27 protein-coding genes are annotated in these 20278 nt (G+C 68.0%); 20 read left to right on the top strand and 7 right to left on the bottom strand.

Features of this window, described 5'->3' with window-relative positions:
* Positions 1 to 35 precede the first annotated feature (35 nt).
* Together AP234_RS31630 and AP234_RS31635 are read left to right on the top strand one after the other, a co-directional pair.
* The gene (locus AP234_RS31630) at positions 36 to 986 is read left to right on the top strand and encodes a hypothetical protein (protein WP_160330527.1); all 951 of its coding nucleotides are present in this window, start codon (positions 36 to 38) and stop codon (positions 984 to 986) included.
* A 334-nt stretch (positions 987 to 1320) separates the two neighbouring features.
* Complete coding sequence (locus AP234_RS31635) at positions 1321 to 1722, top strand: hypothetical protein (RefSeq protein ID WP_055483427.1); 402 nt, start codon at positions 1321 to 1323, stop codon at positions 1720 to 1722.
* A 10-nt stretch (positions 1723 to 1732) separates the two neighbouring features.
* Here AP234_RS31635 and AP234_RS31640 read toward each other — a convergent pair whose 3' ends face one another.
* Positions 1733 to 2461, bottom strand: coding sequence for a dienelactone hydrolase family protein (locus tag AP234_RS31640; protein WP_055483428.1), 729 nt, complete (start codon positions 2459 to 2461; stop codon positions 1733 to 1735).
* Between the two features lie 58 nt (positions 2462 to 2519).
* Here AP234_RS31640 and AP234_RS37605 point away from each other — a divergent pair, with 58 nt between their 5' ends.
* From AP234_RS37605 to AP234_RS31695, 12 genes are all read left to right on the top strand, one after another.
* Positions 2520 to 2780 (top strand): hypothetical protein, encoded by a 261-nt coding sequence (locus AP234_RS37605; protein ID WP_162492450.1) that lies wholly within the window; start codon positions 2520 to 2522, stop codon positions 2778 to 2780.
* 133 nt (positions 2781 to 2913) lie between these two features.
* Entirely contained in the window at positions 2914 to 3369 is a 456-nt protein-coding gene (locus tag AP234_RS31645; RefSeq protein ID WP_055483429.1) for an ATP-binding protein, read from the top strand.
* Between the two features lie 110 nt (positions 3370 to 3479).
* Positions 3480 to 4658, top strand: a complete 1179-nt coding sequence (locus AP234_RS31650) for an aldo/keto reductase (protein ID WP_063843166.1) — start codon at positions 3480 to 3482, stop codon at positions 4656 to 4658.
* Positions 4600 to 5334: a 7-carboxy-7-deazaguanine synthase QueE gene (locus tag AP234_RS31655; RefSeq protein ID WP_055483430.1), complete on the top strand. Its 735-nt coding sequence runs from the start codon at positions 4600 to 4602 to the stop codon at positions 5332 to 5334. Before AP234_RS31650 ends, AP234_RS31655 begins: the two co-directional genes overlap by 59 nt.
* 99 nt (positions 5335 to 5433) lie before the next feature.
* Positions 5434 to 5844, top strand: coding sequence for a 6-pyruvoyl trahydropterin synthase family protein (locus tag AP234_RS31660; protein WP_055483431.1), 411 nt, complete (start codon positions 5434 to 5436; stop codon positions 5842 to 5844).
* A gap of 60 nt (positions 5845 to 5904) precedes the next feature.
* Positions 5905 to 6549 (top strand): GTP cyclohydrolase I, encoded by a 645-nt coding sequence (folE, locus tag AP234_RS31665; protein WP_055483432.1) that lies wholly within the window; start codon positions 5905 to 5907, stop codon positions 6547 to 6549.
* On the top strand, positions 6549 to 7367 hold the full coding sequence (locus AP234_RS31670; RefSeq protein ID WP_055483433.1) for a hypothetical protein: 819 nt from the start codon (positions 6549 to 6551) through the stop codon (positions 7365 to 7367). Before folE ends, AP234_RS31670 begins: the two co-directional genes overlap by 1 nt.
* Positions 7364 to 8431, top strand: a complete 1068-nt coding sequence (locus AP234_RS31675; protein WP_152990730.1) for a hypothetical protein — start codon at positions 7364 to 7366, stop codon at positions 8429 to 8431. The genes AP234_RS31670 and AP234_RS31675 overlap by 4 nt, the downstream gene beginning before the upstream one ends.
* A 21-nt stretch (positions 8432 to 8452) precedes the next feature.
* Positions 8453 to 9160 carry a dTMP kinase gene (locus tag AP234_RS31680; protein WP_055483434.1) on the top strand — a complete coding sequence of 236 codons (708 nt, stop codon included), beginning with the start codon at positions 8453 to 8455 and terminating at the stop codon, positions 9158 to 9160.
* 32 nt (positions 9161 to 9192) lie between these two features.
* Positions 9193 to 10116: a DUF2797 domain-containing protein gene (locus AP234_RS31685; protein WP_055483453.1), complete on the top strand. Its 924-nt coding sequence runs from the start codon at positions 9193 to 9195 to the stop codon at positions 10114 to 10116.
* A gap of 72 nt (positions 10117 to 10188) precedes the next feature.
* Positions 10189 to 11022, top strand: a complete 834-nt coding sequence (locus AP234_RS31690; RefSeq protein ID WP_055483435.1) for a class I SAM-dependent methyltransferase — start codon at positions 10189 to 10191, stop codon at positions 11020 to 11022.
* A gap of 4 nt (positions 11023 to 11026) precedes the next feature.
* Positions 11027 to 11548: an NUDIX hydrolase gene (locus AP234_RS31695; RefSeq protein ID WP_055483436.1), complete on the top strand. Its 522-nt coding sequence runs from the start codon at positions 11027 to 11029 to the stop codon at positions 11546 to 11548.
* Between the two features lie 20 nt (positions 11549 to 11568).
* Here the strand turns inward: AP234_RS31695 and AP234_RS39315 are convergent, their stop codons facing one another.
* On the bottom strand, positions 11569 to 11982 hold the full coding sequence (locus AP234_RS39315; protein ID WP_268778095.1) for an NUDIX domain-containing protein: 414 nt from the start codon (positions 11980 to 11982) through the stop codon (positions 11569 to 11571).
* 262 nt (positions 11983 to 12244) lie between these two features.
* Between AP234_RS39315 and AP234_RS31705 the strand changes: the two genes are divergently transcribed.
* A complete protein-coding gene (locus AP234_RS31705) occupies positions 12245 to 13450 on the top strand; it encodes a hypothetical protein (protein ID WP_055483437.1) in 1206 nt (401 codons plus the stop codon).
* 27 nt (positions 13451 to 13477) lie between these two features.
* Here AP234_RS31705 and AP234_RS31710 read toward each other — a convergent pair whose 3' ends face one another.
* From AP234_RS31710 to AP234_RS31720, 3 genes are read right to left on the bottom strand one after another with little or no spacing between them, the layout of a single operon-like run.
* Complete coding sequence (locus AP234_RS31710) at positions 13478 to 13945, bottom strand: PCC domain-containing protein (RefSeq protein WP_055483438.1); 468 nt, start codon at positions 13943 to 13945, stop codon at positions 13478 to 13480.
* Between the two features lie 24 nt (positions 13946 to 13969).
* Complete coding sequence (locus AP234_RS31715; protein ID WP_055483439.1) at positions 13970 to 14959, bottom strand: asparaginase; 990 nt, start codon at positions 14957 to 14959, stop codon at positions 13970 to 13972.
* A 55-nt stretch (positions 14960 to 15014) separates the two neighbouring features.
* Positions 15015 to 16520 carry a hypothetical protein gene (locus tag AP234_RS31720; protein ID WP_055483440.1) on the bottom strand — a complete coding sequence of 502 codons (1506 nt, stop codon included), beginning with the start codon at positions 16518 to 16520 and terminating at the stop codon, positions 15015 to 15017.
* 200 nt (positions 16521 to 16720) lie between these two features.
* Here AP234_RS31720 and AP234_RS31725 point away from each other — a divergent pair, with 200 nt between their 5' ends.
* Complete coding sequence (locus tag AP234_RS31725; RefSeq protein ID WP_055483441.1) at positions 16721 to 17629, top strand: helix-turn-helix domain-containing protein; 909 nt, start codon at positions 16721 to 16723, stop codon at positions 17627 to 17629.
* The gene (locus AP234_RS31730) at positions 17626 to 17862 is read left to right on the top strand and encodes a DUF397 domain-containing protein (protein ID WP_055483442.1); all 237 of its coding nucleotides are present in this window, start codon (positions 17626 to 17628) and stop codon (positions 17860 to 17862) included. The genes AP234_RS31725 and AP234_RS31730 overlap by 4 nt, the downstream gene beginning before the upstream one ends.
* A gap of 106 nt (positions 17863 to 17968) precedes the next feature.
* Here the strand turns inward: AP234_RS31730 and AP234_RS31735 are convergent, their stop codons facing one another.
* Together AP234_RS31735 and AP234_RS31740 are read right to left on the bottom strand one after the other, a co-directional pair.
* Positions 17969 to 18622 (bottom strand): HAD family hydrolase, encoded by a 654-nt coding sequence (locus tag AP234_RS31735; protein ID WP_055483443.1) that lies wholly within the window; start codon positions 18620 to 18622, stop codon positions 17969 to 17971.
* A gap of 97 nt (positions 18623 to 18719) precedes the next feature.
* Complete coding sequence (locus tag AP234_RS31740; RefSeq protein ID WP_055483444.1) at positions 18720 to 19004, bottom strand: winged helix-turn-helix domain-containing protein; 285 nt, start codon at positions 19002 to 19004, stop codon at positions 18720 to 18722.
* Between the two features lie 87 nt (positions 19005 to 19091).
* Between AP234_RS31740 and AP234_RS31745 the strand changes: the two genes are divergently transcribed.
* Genes AP234_RS31745 through AP234_RS31755 form a run of 3 tightly spaced genes read left to right on the top strand, consistent with a single transcriptional unit; the run spans position 19092 to position 20047 of the window.
* Positions 19092 to 19304, top strand: a complete 213-nt coding sequence (locus AP234_RS31745) for a hypothetical protein (protein WP_055483445.1) — start codon at positions 19092 to 19094, stop codon at positions 19302 to 19304.
* A complete protein-coding gene (locus tag AP234_RS31750) occupies positions 19301 to 19585 on the top strand; it encodes a hypothetical protein (RefSeq protein ID WP_055483446.1) in 285 nt (94 codons plus the stop codon). Before AP234_RS31745 ends, AP234_RS31750 begins: the two co-directional genes overlap by 4 nt.
* A 48-nt stretch (positions 19586 to 19633) precedes the next feature.
* Positions 19634 to 20047: a hypothetical protein gene (locus AP234_RS31755; protein ID WP_152990731.1), complete on the top strand. Its 414-nt coding sequence runs from the start codon at positions 19634 to 19636 to the stop codon at positions 20045 to 20047.
* Positions 20048 to 20278: the final 231 nt, after the last annotated feature.

Consider the following 20278-nt stretch of genomic DNA (forward strand, 5'->3'; position numbering starts at 1 on the left):
TGCAGTCCGAGGCATGCCGTGAGATCGTGGCCATCATGGCGATGGAAGATCCTGTACGCCTGTTACGGCGGCTGCGGCTCGGGCGGGAGGAATACTGCCAGCGGCTGCTGACCATGCTGATCCTCGGCGGCCCCTACCCACCGTGGAACACCTCCAACGCGCCCTCCGACCGCGGTGCCCGATTCCTCCGCGAGCTGGACACCCTGTCGTTCGGCATGACCGCCTGGGACGCCCTGCCTCTGTTCGTCGACGAGTTCGATCTCCCGGCCCGGCGCTACGAGGAGCAAGGCGGGGCACCGGACTACGCCGTGCTCTGGCCCGAACGCCTGTGGATGATCGAGCTCAAGACCGAGACCGCAAGCCACCGCCGGGAACAACTCCCGGGCTACCTCACCCTCGCCGGCCATCACCACCCGACCCGCCGTATCGACCTCACCTACCTCACTCCGCCGATGCCTCACGCCCCGCCGATCACGGGTGAGCGGGCGCGCTTCCACCACCTCACCTGGGCGCAGGTCGTCCCGCTGATCACCGACGTCTGGGGAGACGGCGACGACGCCGAGCAGCGCGCCGTCGACCTGTTGCTGGCCGCCCTGGACAGCATCGGCACCGACTGGAACTCCTGGCGCACAGCCCAGCTCGCCCACGACCTGCCGGACCTGGCAGACCCCCAGACCGAGACAGCCATCGCCGACACGCAGCCACCTGCTGATCCCTTTCGGGAGGCGATGGCGCTGGCCGAGGCCACCGCCCGCGACTGCCGGCAACGCGCCTTGGACCACGCGGCGACGAGTCTGGAGGAGTTGCAGCGGCTGCGTCTGTCTCTTCGGGAGGCCATCCGCACCCTGTCCGACCTCTCCCCCATCCGCCACGTGCAGCCCTGGATCTGGAACGCCACCACCAGCGGCGGCACCGCGCTCACCACCTCCGGCGCGGAGACCGGGTACGAGCTACGCCTGTCCCGATACGGCAAGCCCGTCTGCTGACAGCAATTCGACCCGCGAGAGATTCGAACCACGGCGCGGGCAGGACGAATCAACTCCCTGATCCCCGACCGCGCCTCGGCACGACCTGTACGCAATGCGATGCCGGTGGTCCACTTGACCTCGTCCTGGATGATGGAGCCTGCGGATACTGATCCTGGGGGTTCGTGGTTCGCCGGCCGGGCGGTGGTGGCGGAGACTGTACGGCGAGGCTGGGAGGTCACACCTCTTCAACCGCGGACACAGTGCCGACCCGGCGCATGGAGTACGTCATCCGTGGTGACTGGGAACGCCCAGAGGATCTGGCGAAGCTCACGCGCACGACCTCTGGGATGTCGTGCTCGACGTCGCGGGTGCCGTACCGGCCCTGGTGCGCAATGCGGCGCGAGTGCTCGCCGGCAGCGTCGAGCGCTATGTGTTCATGTCCACGATCTCGGCCTACCGGGACTGGCCATACCAGCCCGTGGACGAGTCCTCGCCGCTGTGGGATGGCGATCCTGACCTCAACCCCACGACGCGACGGTGGGACCCCGACGCTTACGGCCCGCTCAAGGTGGGCTGCGAGCTGGCGATCCGGCGGGAGTTCGCCGAGAGCACCCTGTTCATCCGGCCGCTGGGCGATACCGCCCCGATCGGGGCGGTTGTGCATCGGCTGGCCGCCGCCATCGAGGATGGCCGGGACCTGCCCTCGATGAGCGGCGTCCTGGTCGGCACCGCCTACCGTCTGCTGCTGGGCTGACGGCCCGACCTCACTTCAGGTGCCGGGTGAAGAACCGGGCCGCAGCGTCGCCCGCGAACTGCGGGATTCCCGTATGCCCGCCCATGTTGGCGTGCAGCGTCTTCTCCCTCGTGCCGAAGGCGTCGAACAGGTCCAGGGCCGCCTGCCGGTCGTTGCCTTCGTCGTCCCACTGCAGCAGGACGTGCAGCGGAACGGTGACCTGCCGGGCCTCTTCAAACATGGTGCGGGGCACGAAACTCCCGGCGAACAGAACGGCGGCCGAGATGCGCGGCTCGACCACCGCCAGCCGGATCCCGATGGCGATCACTCCCCCCGAGTACCCGACCGGGCCGCCGATCTCGGGCAGCGAAAGGAGGGCGTCCAGGGCGGCCTGCCATTCCGGGATCGCCTTTTCGACCAGCGGGAGGACGAGCCGGTCGACGATCTCCTCGGAGACCGGCTCGCCGGCCTCCAGCGCCCGGTGCAGGTCGGCGCGGGCCTGCTCGGCGGCGGCCCAACGGGGCCGGTCACCGCTTCCGGGGAGCTCGATGGTGGCCGCGGCGAAGCCGTACTCCGCCGAGTGCCGGGCCCGGGCCACCAGCCGGGGATACATCCTGTGCAGTCCGCCGGGGTGGCCGAGCAGGATCAGCGGCGCCGGTGCGGATGCGGATGCGGGTGTCCACAGGATGCCGGGGATCTCGCCGAGGGTGAATTCGCGTTCGAGGACGCCGTCGAGGCGTTGCTCGGAAGTGAATCGCATGGTCGTGCCTTTCGGGAGTGCTCTTGAACGGCGCTCCCGGACGACCTATCGCCCGACCGTGACCCTGGAGGGAAGCACCCATGTCGATACTGCGTTCACGGGTACCACCTCCTCGTTCTCTCGCACGGCCACCGGCAAAGTAGCAGTGGTCGCCGTGGTCCGCCAACAGGTTTTTGCGGAGGATCCGGGACCCGCCGCGAAAGCGGTCACGCTCAGCCAGCAAGATCCAACGGATTCACAGTGCAGAGAACAAGACGCCTTCCCCATCGGCGTATCGCAGGAAGAGGCGACCGTTTTCGTCGAGGGCGATTGCGCTTAGTGATCTTCACCCACGAAATGGCCACGAAATGGCGCCGGTTCGACGTACCCGTGCCACGAAGGGTGCGTCACGGTGGAGCCCAAGCCGACATCGGCCCCCATCCGAAGAGTGTCTTGAGCCCGAGGAGACGAGGGTGCCCCCGACATCCGTCGAGTTGATCCGCGACCACGGCCTGGGAGAGCTGCTCGACCATGCCGTCGTCGATCTCAGCGGCATCGCCGCTCCTCAGTCCGTCGCCCGACAGCAGGTGCACACGGCATTGGCCCGCTGCGCCAGCACGGAGCAGATCGACGACGCGGTGCTCGTGACCGACGAACTGGTCGGCAACGCCCTTCAGCACGGCTACGGAGTCGTCTCAATGACCTTGAACGTCTATGAGAAGGGCGCCACCGTGAGCGTCCTCGACCGCGGAACTGACATCAGTGCTATCCCCACGGCTCCGACGGTGGACGAGGTTGGCAACGCTGAGAACGAGGGTGGCCGCGGCCTATACCTTGTCGCGCAGTTCTCGACCGCCTGGACGGTCCAGGCAGCCGAAGGGGGAAAAGCCGTCGTTGCCGTGTTCAACTTGACCGGCGGTGCCCTGTGACACGGGCGTTCTACCTGGCACCGCGATACCTGTCCCGCGGTGTGACCGCCCACCCGTTGGGGGTGCACTGCGCAGCCGTCAGCCGGAGCCTGACGCGACAGCGATCTGCAGTGATCGCGGACGACCATGCCCTCCTCGACGGGCTGTGCCGCGCGGTGGAGCTTGGTGCGACCTTGCTGGACACCGCCGACTGGTACGGCTGCGAGCACGCGGAGCGCCTGATCGGGCGCTTCCTGCGCGAGTGTCGGGACCTGCCGCTGATTTTGAGCAGCAAGGTCGGTCGGCTGCAGGGCTCCGCCCCTCACTCCTACGGTGACCGGCACATTCACCATCAGCTCAAGCAGAGCCTCGAAAACCTGTACGCCGACTGTCTCGACCTGTACTTCCTGGACTCCTTCGACTTCGGCGAGGGCGACCGCTACCTCGGGCCGGCCATCGACCAGATGGTCACGCTCAGGGAACTCGGCCTCATCAAGTCGATCGGAATGCGCGGGCCCCACATTGGCTACGGTGCGTCACCTGCTGAGCAGCAGGCGCGGGCCGAGCGGTTCCTGCACTTGTTCCGCTTGATTAAACCGAACGTCGTGTGGATGCGCTACAACGCGCTGGCCCCGGCGATTCAGCTTGAAGGCGAGGACGTCTTCGACTTCACCAGGCGTCACGGGGTGGGGCCGGTGCTCTCTACGCCGCTGCCCCACGGCTCGCTCACAGGTGCGGCCACCACGGACCAGCAGCCGCAAGACCCCACGCGGCCCCCCGGCATCTCGTCCACCGGTCACACAGCGCAGGAACGGGAGGTGGTCGCCTCAGGGCTGCAGGCGCTGCGCGAGCACTTCGGCGACGCCCCGGACATGCTGCTTGCTTTGCGCTGGTGCCTGAGGCGCTCGGATCACTGCGTCGTGGTCGTCGGCTTGGCCGACGCGGCACAGATGGAGGAAACCTTCGCGCGCCTCGGCGCTCCGCTTACCGACGCCGAACTGGCAGCCGTCGAGGAGATCTACGCCCACATCCACGCGGGCTCCGCGACGGCGCGCCACTCGAAACAGGGAGCCCGCGCATTACCCACGAGAACCCGGATCGCAGCCCACGCGTGCAGGACCACCGACGACGCCAAGCCTCGCGCGACACCTCACCCGCTGATTACCGAACCCCACGTCCCCTGCCAGCTGAAGGGCGGTCCGTGTGAGCGAGACCGCCTCCGCCTGGGCCCGATGCGACCTGGAGAACTCCATGAGCACGCGAAGCACCGCTGCCGTCCCGACGCGGGAAGCCGACCTGATCGTCACTGAATTGTTCGGCCCGACCTTTCAGGGCGAAGGACCCAGCCTCGGCACGCGAGCGGCCTTCCTGCGCCTCTCTCGGTGCAACCTGACCTGCAGCGGGCGGATGCCATGCGACACCCCCTACACCTGGGACACCTCCCGATACGACCTGCGCGACGAGTCGTCCCGGCGCAGCGTCACCGAAGTCGGGGACGAGCTGCTGCTCCTGGACACACCGCTCGTGGTGATCACGGGCGGGGAGCCACTGATCCAGCAGAGACAGCTCGTCCCGCTGGTGCAACGGCTGGTCGACGCCGGCCGCCGGGTGGAGTTCGAGACCAACGGCACATTTGCCCCGATCTCCGGACTCCTCATCGACGGTGTCCGGTTCAATGTCTCGCCCAAGCTGTCCAACGCCGGCATGCCGGAGAGCATGCGCATCATCCCTGAGGCGTTGACCGCCCTGATGGGAAGCGGTCGGGCGGCCTTCAAGTTCGTCGCCGCCGACAGGTCGGACCTTGACGAGATCGAGGATCTCGTCCAGCGCTACGGGCTAGCCCCGGTGTACGTGATGCCGGAGGGCACGATCTCCGATGCCGTGATCTCGCGGGCCCGCGAACTGGCCGACGACGTCATCGCCCGCGGCTGGTCCATGACCCAGCGCCTCCACGTCCTGCTGTGGGGCGACGAGCGGGGCCGCTGACCTGGCGAATCCGCTTCCCGTGAACGTGGCCTAGCCCACTCATCCGTCTTGCGGCCCCCGGCCGCCCACGTCGCTGAAACTCACGTCAAGGGAGAGTCCATGGACTTCAGCGCGGTACCGCTCCCATCCGGCAAGCACACCATCGGCAAGGTGTTCGACTTCGAGGCAGGGCACCGGCTACCCAGCCTCGCACCTGAGCACAAGTGCTCGCGGCAGCACGGGCACAGCTACGAGGTCGAGGTGATCCTCACCGCCTCGGAGCTGGAAGACCCGGGCTTCGTCACCGACTTCGGGGATCTCGCGCCGTTCAAGAAGTTCCTCGACACCGAGTTCGACCACCACAACCTGCACGAGATCATGCCCATCGAGCCAACCTCGGAGCACCTGGCCCAGTTCCTGGCCGGCTGGTTCATCCAGAACGTCGAGCCGGGCATCCCCGGCCGGCTGGTCGCCGTCCGGGTCCGGGAGACGGAGCGCAGCTGGGCTCGCTTCGACGTGGCGGAGCGGTGACCGCCCACCCCAATGCTCAGCCCCCTGTTTTCTCCAACTCCTGGAAGCGAGGCGAAGTCCATGACGAACGCCGTCTACAGTCCGGCGCCCGGTCAGAGTGCGGCCGTGTCGGCGCAGCCCGGCCCTGCGACGCCGGGACCAGTCGACACCGAGCGCGTCGCCGAGCTGATCGGCCAGCTCTTGGCCGCGCTCGGTGAGGACCCCGGGCGGGAGGGCCTGGCGGACACCCCGGCCCGGGTCGCGTCCTGGTGGAGCTCATTCCTGTCGCCGGAGCCGTTCACTGCGGTCACGTGCTTCACCGAGACCCGCCTGAGCGCCCAGCTCGTCGTAGTCGGCGGCATGAGCGTGTGGTCCCTGTGTGAGCATCACCTGCTGCCCATGAACCTGGAGGTCGCGATCGGTTACCTGCCGGACAGCGAGGTGGTAGGGCTGTCGAAGTTCGGGCGGGTCGCTCAGCGCCACGCCGGACGGCTCCAGGTGCAGGAGCGGTTCACCCGGCAGGTCGCCGAGGAGATCGCCGACGTCGTCGGCGGAAAGGACGTGGCGGTCGCCGTCCGCGGCACCCACTTGTGCATGAGCATGCGGGGGGTGCGAATGGAGGCCGCCCGCACCACCACGCTGCAGGTCGGCGGCCTGTTCAAGCACGATCCGGTGCTCTCCCAGCAGTTCCTCACCCTCGCGGTGGGCCAGTGGGGAGCGATGTGATGGTCAAGAGCATCGACTTCTCCGTGATCGCGCCGCCCGACTACCTGGCGGAATTCGTCGCCCAGGAGCCTGCCCGCGTGCACCATGTGGCCGCCCAGCGGGTCCTGTCTGACTCCGTCTACCGGGCGTTCTTCCGGCGTGAGGCCGAACGTGGCGCGGAGATCATCGTCGACAACGGGGTCTTCGACCTCGGCCATGCCCTGCCGGCCGCCGATCTGGTCGCAGCTGCTCGGGCGGTCGGCGCGTGCGAGATCATCCTCCCGGACGTCGTGCGGGACGGCACGGCAACGATCAAGGCCAGCGACGAGGCCGCTCGCGAGATCCGCGATCTGAGCGAAGAGTTCCGCTTGTGTGCCGTGCTGCACGCCGCGGACGACGAGGAGTGGCTGCGCTGCTACGACCACTTCGTCTCCAGCGACTACGTCGGTGCGATCGCACTGCCCGCCTCCCGACGTCCCGCCCCCGAGGAGCAGCTGTGTCGTACCCGGTGGACAGCCACCCGCTACCTGGAGGACCGCGGCATGGTCGAGGAGCGGATCGTCTACCGGCTGCTGGGCCTCGGCCGGACCGGGCACCTGGAGCTGGTCGAGCAGCGCGAGCATGAGTGGATCGCCTCCGTCGATGGCGCCGCCCCGGTCATCCTCGGCGCGATGGGCATCGCGATGCTGCCCGACGGGCCGTACGAGAAGCCCAGGACCCCCCGCGTCGAACGCCTCGGCCCGATCCCCGAGGAGCGGTTCGACCTGATCCGGCGGAACATCGCCGTCGTCCGTTCCGCGACGGGCAGCAGTGTGCGGATCCCGGAGGCCCGTTCATGAGCTTCCTGCCCAGCCAGCTGCTCACGAGCGGCGCCGGCGCCGTTCTGCCCGTGGCACCGATCGAGGTGGACGGGCACACAATGGGCTCGGACAGCCTGCTGCGCTATCTGGAGATCAAGGTCCACCACCTCATCCAGGAACAGCCCTGGGACAGCATCCGCGTCGTCGGCAGGTACGACCGCCGGGCCGTGATCTCCCGGTACGAGAAGAACGGCAAGCTGTTCAACTGGGAGCGCCCCACCGCAGAAGTCCGGGGCCGGGACCTGTTGGTCAAGGCGTTCCCCGGTACCGACTACGTCTGCCATTACGGCCTGATCATCGCCACGTACCTCGCGATGACCGGCCGCCCCGCCGACCACATCACCTACCAGCTACCCGACCCCGCCTTGTGCCATACGGCCGTCGAACAGCTCAACCTCAGACTCGACGGAGACCTGGTAATCGTCGGCTGGGCGCTGGAGCACCTTGCACCCGCCGCCGCGGTATGGACACGTGGACCGGGCTACGCCTGGCACCGGACCACAGTGCATGGCCGTCGCGTGGTCTACCTCGGCTTCCGGCACAGCATCTGGGGCGACGTCGCTGGCCGGGTCGTCCGCCGACTGGCCGAACTGGGCGCCGGCGACCTCGTCTACGTCGGCAAGGTCGGCGCTCTGGCACCCCAGATCGAGCCCAACACGATGCTCGCGACCGGCAACGAAAGCCTCGTCGACGGCGCTCTCGTCACGTGGAACGACTTCTTCGGCGACTTCGCCGCCGCCCAGCCCGGCGTGCACACGGGCGTCCACGTAACCTCGCCGTCGATCCTGCTGGAGAACCGGGACTGGCTGACCAAGCACGCCGAGTACGCCTTCGTCGACCCCGAGATCGGCCCCATGGGGATGGCCGCGCGCAATGCGGGGATCGGGTTCGGCTACCTCCACGTCATTTCCAACAATCTCGCCCGGCACTACCCAGCAGACCTGTCCAATGAGCGTCACCGCGACGTCGTCCGGCGGCGCGCCGTCTTGATCGGCCGGATCCGCGACATCATCACGAATCGCCTCGCCGCCCACTTCACCTGATCAGCTACGGAGGACACGACCATGACGGCCGCAGCGCACCGCACCATCCATGGAGCCACCCCCGCCCGTGGGTGGCAGATCACGGTCACCGGTATCGACGGAGCGGGCAAGTCCACTCTCGCCGCTCGCCTGCACTATGCCCTGGTCGACGCCGGCCACCCGGCCATCCTGGTCGGCAAGCACACCACCGCCGTTCCCATGGACCCTGATCTTTCCGCCTACCTGGACCGGCTCAACGAGCTCATCTACCGCCGCGACGCACGGATCGCCCAGTCCTGCGGCGACCACTACTGGCTGCTGGCGCTGGCCGCCTGGTACTCCCTTCAGGACAAGGTGATGATCCAGCCGGCACTGGCCGCCGGTACCCACGTCATTCTCGACAACGCGCACCACAAGATCCTCGCCCGCTACGCGGTCAACCCGGCTGTCTCCACCCGCCTCGCCGAGCAGGTCTTCGCCCACCTCACCGAGCCCGACCTGGTGATCTTCCTGCGTATCGGTGCCCGTGAAGCCCTGCAGCGCAAGGGCGAGTTCACCTCACTGGAGACCGGCCACTCTGGCTGCAGCGACGAGGACTTCATCCGCTACCAGGACGCCGTCCTGGCCCAACTGCGCGAACAGGAGCAGCGCGGCGACTGGGTGTCCTTGGACGTCACCGGCATGGACCGCGACACCGTGTTCAAGACCGCCGCCGACGCCCTTGCAGGCCACCTCCAGCTCACCATCTGAACCGACGCTCACGCCTAGGACGAGGAATGACCATGCCGGTACCCCTGCCCGAAGTAGGCGAGTTCGTGTGCCACGGCGTCACCTGGGCAACCGGGGATCCCTGGCTGCTGCTCGCTCCACTCCCCCGTGGGCCGCTGGCGTACGCCGAGATCATGCACCAGCGGCTCGGCTTCCGGGTGGCCGATGCCGGCCGGTGGTGCACCGGCCGGTACCAGTTCGCCGACATCGTTCATGTGGAAGCCCTTGCCTGCCCCGACCGAGCTCCCGCAGAGCAGAACGGCCAATGCTGGCGGTGCGCCAGCCAGGACGACTTCCGCTTCGCCCACCAGTTCCATCAGGGCGGCCACGCTCCCCAGGCGCTCATCCGGTACATGGCCCAGCCGCACTGGCTCTACCTGGCGACCTTCGCCGACGGAGCGACCAAGGTCGGCACCGCCGCCGAGCCGCGCAAGCGCTCCCGCCTCGACGAACAGGGAGCGCTGTTCGCCACCTACCTGACCAAGAGCCCCGATGGCCGCGCCGTACGCCACCTCGAAGACGCGCTCGCCCGACGCCTGCAACTGCCCCAAACCATACGGGCAGCGGCCAAGCTCCAGGCCCTGGCCGACCTGACCGACCTCGCCGCTGCCCGCGCCACCCACGAGCAGCACGTCACCCAGGCAGCCGACGCGCTCAGCGACATGAACGCGCCCTTGGTGCTGGAGGCATGGGCCCCGCCAGCAGAAGGGGACCGACTCCGCACCGCCGACAGCGAGCGGGCGCTCTACCCGCACGACCTGCGGGAAGGCGAGCACGGCTTCACTCCCATCTCCTGCGTCGGCTCCCAGGTGCTCGCCGTCTTGAACCGCGACGAGGAGATGCACTACATCCTCGACCTCGGCGTACTTACCGGCCGCCGCATCACCCTCGGCCCGTTCTCCTCCCCGCGCGCCGCAGTCCAGACCCCCCTGTTCTGAACCCCAGCCAGCCCCCGCCCTCAGCGTCCACTCGGCAACGGGCGGGCCCTTCTCCACGAAGCGAGGCACACCATGGCACCCCAGGACGCACTCCTCGGCTGGGATGAGGACACCACCGCCGAGGCGTACGCCGCCTTCACCCGCGACTTCCCCATGTACGGCGCCACCAGCCGCGATCTCGCCCGGCGTGCCCACCTCACCGACAGCCGCCTGGTGGTCGACCTGTGCGGCGGAGCCGGCGCGACCGCCGAGGCGATCCTCGCCCTGGTCCCGGCTGAGGCCCGGGTCATCTCCCTGGACAACGCCGCCGCCATGCAACGGGTCGGCCGCCGTACCGTGACCGACCCGCGCCTGTCCTGGGTCACCGCCCGGGCCGAGGACCTGGCCGAGCACGTCCCCGGCCTGGCCGACGCCGTGGTGTGCAACTCGGCGATCTGGAAGACCGACGTCCCGGCCGTATTCGCCGCGGTCCGCAGCGTTCTGCGGCCCGGCGGCCACTTCGTGTTCAACATCGGCGGCGGCTTCGCCGGAGTCGCGCACCCAGACGAGCAGACTGGGCGCACCGGCCCTTCGCTCAACGCGCTGATCCACCAGGTCGCCGCCCGCGAGTACGGCTACACGCCGTCCCCGGCCGCCAACGCGCACCCTAAGCTGCCGCTGGAGGCCGTCACCGAACACCTGGCCACCGCCGGGCTGACCGTCCTGGACACCGAGGTCACCGCTCAGCACATCACCATGGCGGAAAAGAAGGCGTGGCTGTCCATCCCGGTCTTCGCCCGGCCCTCCGGCGACTTCACCCACGACCAGCGCATGGCGATCCTGAAAAAGGCGTACGCCCTGACCACCCCCGAAGCTCCGACCGTGACGAGCTGGCTCGTCGTCGTCGCCCAACGGCCCGGGGAGTAGCGCCATGACCGCCCTGGTTTCCTGCGACCACACCAGCGTCGGGGTGCTCATCTTCTCGACAGCCGGGCTCCTCGTGTTCGAGCGGGCGACGCCACCCACCGGGATCGCGCCCGTCGCCGGTCACATCGACCAGCACGGCAGCCCCGAGCAGGCGGCCATCGCCGAGGTCGCCGAAGAGGTCGGCCTGACAGTCACCCATCTTCACCCACTGCTGACCGCATGGCGGCCCAACCAGTGCCGCCGCCCCGGCGACGGCGAAATCGGCCACCGCTGGTGGATCTACCAGGCCCAGGCAACCGGCCCGCTCCGCCCGTCATCCCAAGAGGTGCACGCACCCCGATGGATATACCCCGACCAGCTCCAGCAGTACGCGCACCGCACCGCCGCCTACGCCGCCGGAAACATCAGCGAACCGGAGTTCGCGGCGCAGCCGGGGCTGACACCGGTATGGGTCCGCTTCCTGCACGACCTCGGGCTCCTGACGATGCCTGGCGACGCCCTCGCTCAGATCGACGAGATCATCTGACCGGCCCTCGAAGGCTCGGCTCAGCACGCCGCTCCCGAGCACCCGGCCGCCAGACGGCGTACGTGCGCCCGGATACGGCAACGGTCCTCGGGGAAGACGCTCTCCCACTCCTCGCCGAGATCGAACCACCTCGGCGGCTGGCCACTCTGCCCATCGAGTGGAACATCGCGGTCGACGATCGCGGCGTACGACAGACCCAGCGTCGGCGACCAGTCGGCACGATAGGAACGGACGGACACCGCCGCCGGAACAGGCAGCAGCTCAGCCCACACACCGGTCTCCTCAACAAGCTCACGGGACGCGGCGGCTCGCGGCGTCTCACCCGGCTCGACCTTCCCTCCGGGCGGCACCCATCCACGCCAGCGATGCCGCACAAGCAGGACGTGCGTGCAGGCAGGGTCGATCACCCAGACCTCCGCCGCGAGCGGCTCCATCGGTCTTTGACGGGCCCGCTCCAACCAGGCCCGGGCGTCATCGAACTCTCGCGCAGCGAGGCGAGCATCAGCGACCGCCGCGTCCAAGGTCACTCGTCCAAGCACACCGTGCGTCACCTGCCACACCCTATGCCGCCGCCAGCCGGGTCCGTGGACGCGGCCAGATGACCGTACGGACACGCCCATCAACCGCGAGCCGGAATGCAGAGCGACCACATCGCGGGGCACCAGTGCGGTGCCCCTCTGGGAAGGAGTACCGGCTATGCACAACGACACACCGCAGCGAGGCGCCTGGATCGTCCTGGGAGGAATCCACCTGCTCAACCGGACCGCGTCCCGCCGCCCGGACGAACCGATCGTCCTGGTCCGGGTGCCCCCGCAGGAGGTCTGCGTCCCGAGCACCACGGTAGCCGTGCGGTGGGACTCGCTCGGGACGTGCCGGGTCACCGCCCTCACTGCAGAGGGCACCCCGCTGGGACGCGGCCGGATCGAGGGCAGCGCCCTGCTGCCCGACGCCATGGCCGGCACCGCCCTGCGCGAGCTGATCGGCGATGCCGCGGCTCCCGGTGTGGTACCGCTGTGCTACCTGGCTGAACACCCCGGCGGCTACCACGCGTACGCGCAGATCCGGTTCTACCCTGAAGACGCCTGCTTCGTCCGAATCACCGGGGAGCCAGTCGACGAAGGCCCGGTGGAAGCGCTGCGCTGGCTGGATCCGGTGCTGGCCGCGTATGAGACGTCGGCGCTGCGGCTCAACAACCAACCGAGCCACTTCCGCACCCACTTCGCCGGAACGGAACTGGAGTACAAGTACAACCTGACGCCGGGCACGGACATCTGGGCGGCCTCCATGGAACTGCTGAAGGCCCTGCGCCACGGCGAACTGGCCGACTGCCGGCCGGAGTACCGAAACGAATTCCAGGTCTACTGCTTCGATAACCACCTGTTCGACGTCACCGGCCCGGACCCGGAGCGCGGCTACGCCTCTTTCATCCCCAGGGGCGATGGCGGGCACGTGCTGAAGCGCAAGTGGTACGCGGAGGACGCCTTCGCGCGCCGCGAGCAGCTCTACACCGACATCGAGGTCACCCCAGACGGCTTCGGAGAGTACCTCCGCTCGGAGCTGGGCCTCCAGGTGCGCGCCATGCCGCCCTTCCGGCGCGTCCGCTACGACATCCAGTGCGAGTCGATGCGCACCGGCCACGTCTACGGCATCTACCTCGACCACTGCTCTCTCTTGGCAACGCCGGAAGTGGTCCTGTCGCAGTGCGAGCTGGAGTACCGGCGCTCGCGCAGCCTGCTGGAGCACGACAAGGACGAGGTGCTCCGGGAGATGCAACGCATCGACCGCTGGCTCTTGGAGCACCTCGCCACGAGCGGCCTGGCGAAACAGCGCACGTTCTACTCCAAGCTCAGCTTCCTGCGCGACATGGTCACCGCCCGGCCAGAGCTGGCCCCGGATCGCTGAAGATCCCCGCCCCCCTTCCCCGCGCGGTCAGTGCTGCTCTCTGAAGGTGAGCAGCGGGACGTCGAACAGGCTCGGCTGCCGAGGTCGGGTCAGGGCGGGATCCGTGATCTCCACGACGACGAGCTCGGCGATGAACTGCACCTGAGCAGCGAGCAAGTGGCTGGTCCGGCCGTCGGCGGAGTCGGCTTTCAGGCCGGCCGAAACATGGATGTGCGGCGCCAGGCAGTCCCTGTCAGTGTCCCAGGCAAGCGTTCCGCCGCCGAGCACCTCAAGCGTCTTCACTTCAACGTGGTCCCACAGCGGGGCCTCGGGATGCTCCAGTGGGCCGCAGGTGCCGACCAGCTTGGCAGAGCTGAACCCTCCGATGAAGGTGGGGATGTAGCCGGCGCGGATCTCGTGCTCGGCACAGAGCTTCTCCAGTGCGGTGAAGAAGTCTTCCCCATGGTCGATGGCGAAGACGAACTCTCGGCCTCGGCTGAAGCGTGTGGCGCGCATACGGATCTCCTGCTCGCGATGTGATCAGTGGCGTTCGGTGAAGGCGGCCTCGACCGTCACGCGGTCGGCTCCTGCTCTCAAGTGAGCCAGGAGCAGCAGTCGCGCCTTGTACGGATCCAACGGGCCGGCGCTGATCAGCCCACGGGCCAGCAGATCGCTTTCGGAGCCGGGGAAGGCATAGGTGCCGGCCAGGACGCTGCCGACCCCGGTCCGGGAGGCGAGCACCACCGGGATGCGCTCCGTCAGCACCTGTAGGGGCTCGACCCAGGTCTGGGGCACGTGACCGGCGCCGAAGGCCGCGACGATCACCCCGTCCGCGCGGCGGGCGAGGTCGTCGAGCACCGTGATGTCACCCCCCAGAGTCGTGTGCACGATCTCGACGACGGCTGGCCGTACCGGCGGTGGCACCGCGCGGTGGCGTTCGAGCGTGAAGTGCAGCCGCGGAGCCCCTTCGATCACGTGACCGATGGGTCCGGCGCCCGGTGAGGCGAAGGCGGCGATGCTGGTGGAGTGGACCTTTCGTACGTGGCGTGCCGCGTGGATCTCATCGGCGAACACGACGAGCGCTCCCAGGCCGCGGGCATCGGTGCTGGCGGCGGTGCGTACTGCCGCCAGCAGGTTCGCGGGCCCGTCGGCCCCTGGCATCGCGGCGTTGCGCATCGCCCCGGTCAGCACGACAGGCGCGTCCGCGCCGTAGAGAAGGTCCAGGAGGAAGGCGGTCTCCTCGAGGGTGTCGGTTCCCTGCGTGATGACGAAGCCATCCACACTGGTGGCCGCGGCCTCACGAAGTCGCTTGGCAAGCTCAGCGATGTCGTCGACGGTGAGCGATGCGCCCGGGATCCGGCGGAAGTCCTCGACGGTGATCGCGGTCCCTTCGTCCAGACCGGGCACCGCGGCGACGAGGTCGGCTCCCGTCAGGCGCGGTGTCACCCCGCGAGTCTCGCCGGAAGTCTTGGTCATCGCGATGGTGCCACCGAGGGTCACCACCAGGATGCTGCGGCTCTGGTCTGGCACGGGGTGGCCTTTCTGCGGGAGTGGTCGGCTTCTGGACAGGGTCAGCCTTGCTGGCCTATCGATCGGGGGCAAGGCTGCCCAGGAAGCGCAGGACCTCGTCAAGGGCGTCGATGCTGATCAGTCTGCTGCGTGGCCGTACCAGGTTGGCAACCCCACACTCGCCCACGTCACGAGACCTGCGGGTGACCCACCTCCAGTCGAGGCCGAGATAACCGGCCATTGCGCGCAGCCGCGTCTCGGGGTCGTTGCCCTGCAGGAGGCTCTGATCGGCGGCCTCACTGACGGCCTCGTGATAGCTGCGCAGGTCGGCCCGCCCAGTGGTGGTGTCCGCCATCCAGAGCGCTTCGGTACGCACCCAGTTCGCCACGATAGCGCGCTGGCCCGGCACCAGCACGAACCCGTCGACGGCGGAGTACTCAGGGCGTGCCGTCACCTGGACGCGGATGCCGTACATCTCCATCAGCGCAACGGCCAGGAACAGCAGAACGCGCTCGTACCGGTCGGTGCGGGCGACCTCGGCCTCGGGAATGCAGAATGTCCGCGACAGCGGGCTGGCCGCGCCGCCGAAGTGCCGCCGGAGGGCTTGCAGGTATGCGATCTTGTGCCGGAAGAACAGCCAGGCGGCAGCCTCCTCACCGGTCTGCTCCCTGGTCCAGAACAGCGGCGCCTCCGACGCTCCATCAAGACGCCGCTGGATGTGCTGGGCGCAGAACGCGGACCCCAGCCATCTCGCCCCCACCGACGTGAGCATGGGCAGTGTCATCCGGCTGGGTGCGGAGCGCGGAAGTTGCAGGTAGGCCTCCAGCACCTGCTGCTCTTCATCCAGGGCTTGGTCATCTGCGAGGAGCCCGTCGTCGAGCTGTACCAAGGACCACAGAATGCCGTATGTCAGGTCGTCCAGCTCATGGCCTGCTGTGAGCGCGAGTCCCTCGGCCTGTGAGGTGGAGGCGGCCAGGTTCTTGCGGGCGTTCACGGAGTCGATCACGTAGAGGCGAAGGTCGTCGTCCTGCTCCTCCACGCCGACAAGGAGGCCACGGCGGGCTTGACGGAGGAACCTCGCCAGCGCGGCAGGATCCGGATGCCGGAGCCCGACCTCATCGTCGCGCCTCACTGCCGGGAGGAAGTGGACGGCCGAGGTGGTGCCGTCCAGAACCTTTCGGCCCGTCAGTTCCCAGGAGTCGGCAACGTCATCGGCCGCGGAGAGGAACAGCCGCGAGGTGGGCCATCGCTGACCGATGGCGATGGAAGCCTGCAAGCCGCCACGGTCGTGGACGGCCTTGCGGGCTTCGAGGACATCGGGCGCCGGAGCGAACAGCTCCGTCCGGGGAAAGCCCAGGAGACGCTCCAACACCCGCGCCGCGTCGTTGTGCGGGCGCCCGTACCAGTCGCCTGCCAACCAACGATCGAACGTACGCCGAGCCACCGTGACGCTCGCGAGCCTGGGAGCATTGGCCTCCTTGGCGAGCGCGCGTGCCGCCTCCTCGAAGTGGCCGCAGAACACCACCCAGTTGTCCCAGTGACGCTCCTGGACCAGGAAGCGGAACAACGTGGGGCGGGGCATCGTGGCAGTCCTCCTGAGGTCGAAGGTCGGACAGGTGTCCACCAGCGCAACGAGCGTGCAGTGCCACGTGGAGCAACGGGCTCCACACCCGTCGTGTCTGTCGTTAGGATGCTCTCCTTGCACGGGGTTAGCAATATGGTTGAGCAAATTGCTCTACAGACGGTTGTGGCGACCCCCGGCGAGCCGCCACACTGGCCCCCATGCCGGATATGAAGCAACCGCCGTGGTCGCTGGTGCTCAGCGAGGTCGGGCTACGCTTCGAAGAGTTGCGTGAGCGTCGCAACATGACGCAGGGTGAGGTCGCCGAGCACCCGGTGCTGCGCGAACGCGGCATCAGGATCGACAAGAGCGGGCTGAGCAGACTGGAGCGAGGCCAACGACGCCGAGTCCCGCGAGAGCTGGCCGAGGCCCTGCTCGAGTGCTACCAGGCCGACGCCGCCGAGCGCTCCGAGATCCTGCAACTCGTAAGCGCAGACACAACGCCAGCCGGTCGGCCGCGCCCAGCGCTGTGGCGGCGAAACGCGGCGCTGCTCGGCCCCATGCAGTTCGAAGGCTTCCTGAAGATGGAGCGGCGGGCCAGCGCGCTCTTCAATTACGAGAGAGCTCTCATCCCTGGGCTCCTCCAGACTCCGGGCTACGCCCGGCTTGTGATCGCCGGCATGCGTCCCGAACTGAGGCCCTCCGAGGTCAAAGCCCTCGTCGACGTCCGCATGGACCGTCAGCAGCAGGTGTCGGACGGAGCGCTTCAGGACTTCCGCGCTCTCATCGACGAGGGCGCACTCCGCCACATCGTCGGGGACCGGGCCGTGACTCAGACACAGCTGGAGCGACTGCTCGCCGAATCCGAACAGCCGCGGAACACAATCCGAGTCCTGCCGGACTCGATCGGATGCCACCCGGGGATGGCGGGCCCCTTCGTGCTCATGCACTTCCCCGAAGCCGCCCGTGCCGTCGTATGGGTGGAGACCATGGCCAGTTCGGTGTACTTCGATGGAGAGGCGGACGTCAGGCGCTACACCGAGGCTTTCACCGATTTGTGGGAGCGGGCACTGAGCCCCAACGATACACGTGTACGTCTCAATGAAATGATTAAGGAGCTGCAGCAGTGACACCGCGCAAGCCGCACCCATCTTCGTTCGACCTGACCAACGTCGAGTGGACGATCTCCCGGCACAGTGGAGGTGGCGGAAACTGCGTTCGCGTCGCCGTCGTGGATGGCTATGTCCTGCTTGGCGACTCCCAGAACCCCGATCGTGAGCCCCAGGTGTTCACCCCTGCGGAGGCCAAGGCGTGGCTGTTGGGCGCGAAGGACGGCGACTTCGACTTCCTGCTCAAGCTTTAGAGTCGCGCCGACGAAGTCCGGCAGGCACACGATGTGCAGTTCGGCCAACTGGGCGCCCTGGTCGGACAGGTTGACGGGACCGGCTGCACCGCCCCGAGCTGTCGACCTAACCCTCGTTGTGCTTACGGATCAACTCCGGGAGCTCGGCGAGGGAGTCGATCCGGAACAGGCACCGCTCGGCCGCATCCGCATCGTCGAGAATGTATCCCCAGGCACCTCGGCGGATGAGCGCCGTAGCTACTCCCGAATCCTGGGCGGGCTTGACGTCGTTGTCCAGCCGGTCTCCCACGTACAGCACAGCCCCGGCCGGGCACCCCGCCTCCTGGACGACCCGCTCGAAGAAGGCGGCGGAAGGCTTCTCTACACCCCAGCTGTCCGAGGTCCCGATCAGGTCGACCGGGAGACTCAGGGCACGCAGGATCTTCTCCGCGCGAGCGGTCTGGTTGCCGGCCAGACCCACCAGGAGTCCCTGCTCGCGCAGAGCGGCGAGGCAGGGGCGGGCATCCTCGTAGAGGTTCTCCTCGGAGAAGCTCTCGGGCTGCCCGGCCTCGGCCCGCCGCTCCCGCTCCACATGCAGATCGAATCCCGGGCGGAAGTGCTGAAAAGTCTCGCGGTAGTCCCCACCACGGGCGATGACGGCACCGAAGACCGCGGAGAAGGTGTGCCGGGGAACGCCGAGCCAGTCGGCCCACGTGCCGTACTCGCGGGTCTCGTCGACGATCGTCTCCCCGACGTCGAAGAAGACGGCCTGAATCTTCACGTGCACCTCCGACAGAAGTAGTGGCCTTGCTCAGCCTAGAAGCCGCGCACCCTCGCCTGTCGATCACAACCTCGGTCCTCAGGTTGCATCGCTCGGGTCACGTGGAGGTCGGCGCCTCCGACGGGTCGGCCGGCTGCTCCGGCCACTTGTCGCTCTGGGAGACGTAGGTGCCACGCTGGGGAAGGGTGAAGACCCATCCCTGCGTCCGCAGATAGTCGACCGCCTGGCGAGCCGTGTCCCTCGCCACGCCGTACTCCTTGACCATTTGGGATTCCGACGGAATCCGGTCGTGGGGCTGCAGCTGGCCATCCCGGATCATCCCGATCACGATTGCGGCCACCTGCCGGTAGATGGGGGTCGGATCGAATCGGTCCACGCTCATGGTCCGGGACGTTAGCCATGTAGCCCACGGCGCTCATATAGGCAACGTTGCCTACGAGGTAGACAAGAGCAACGTATTATCAGGAGCATGAGCTTGCAGGATCTCCGCCCGCAGTATGGGAACAGCTGGGCCGCTTGGAGCGACTCCCACCGGTCAACGACCCGACGGTGCCGGTTCCCAGCGGACGTACTGAACAAGACCGACCTGGCCATGACCGTTAACGCGTCCACTCTCACCGATGTGGCCGTCCGGATCGAGGAGCAGACCCGGCTCGCGACCGAGCACCTGGAGCAGGCATGACTCCTGAGCCCTACCACGGAATTCACGCCGCGATCGCGCAGGCCGGTGCGGTGATGGTCCGGTGGCTGGAGCCGCAGCGCCGCTGCGCTCGGGTCAGGGTCCGAGAGCACACCTGCGAGTGCAGGGCCCGGATCTACGAGCTGTGCCAAGCCGGCGGCCTCTCTTTCGTCCGGCGGACCGACCGGACCCCGAAGGGGCCGCAGGTAATGGAGACAGAGTGGCTGCCCGCCGCCCGGGCGCGGGAGCTCTGGCACAAGATCATCACAGGTCACGCCGTCTGAACCGGGGTCAGCTCCCGCCTACCCCCTCCCGCCGAAGGGAGTCAAGGTGTGGCCCACCAATCCGACGAAGGCCCTGATCACCGTACGACTATCAAAGGAGGAGTCCACTTGGAAGGGCAACCCATCGAGACGCTCAGCGTGGGCGTCTACAGCGGGCTGGAAGCCGAGTACCAGGTTCGTAGCGGCGTCGTCTATGTCCGTGACCCTGAGGACCCCGAGCGGCGATGCACCCAGGTGAGCCTGGCCCGGTGGAGCAGATTCCTCACCTCTGTCAAAGCTGGGGAGTTCACGCCGCAGCAGGAAGGCGGCCTGATCACCGTCATGATCGGCGACCAGTCGCATGCCGCTGTGAGCCCTCTTCCGAGCTTCGTGATGACCAACCGGCGCACCTGGCGGCTCTTCGTCAAAGGTGTGAAGCGCGGCGAGTTCGATCACTTGAGTGATCAGCGAGCCGAGAACTGAGCCAGCTGCCCCCTCTCCAGCATCACGGGCAGCGTGACCGCCCTGCAGGACTGGCATTTGATGCGACGAGCACTTCCCCCTCAGCACGCAGGTTTTCCTACCGGGCCGTCCAGTCCGACAAAGATGGCTCGGCAAACGCCCACGTGATCAGTGGGGACCCCGCCGACACGACCGTACAGCGTACGGTACGCGGTCAGCTTATTCCCTTCTGCCTGAGAAGCGGAAGCTGCA

It is taken from the genome of Sphaerimonospora mesophila, from assembly GCF_001417795.1.
GTDB lineage: Bacteria > Actinomycetota > Actinomycetes > Streptosporangiales > Streptosporangiaceae > Sphaerimonospora > Sphaerimonospora mesophila.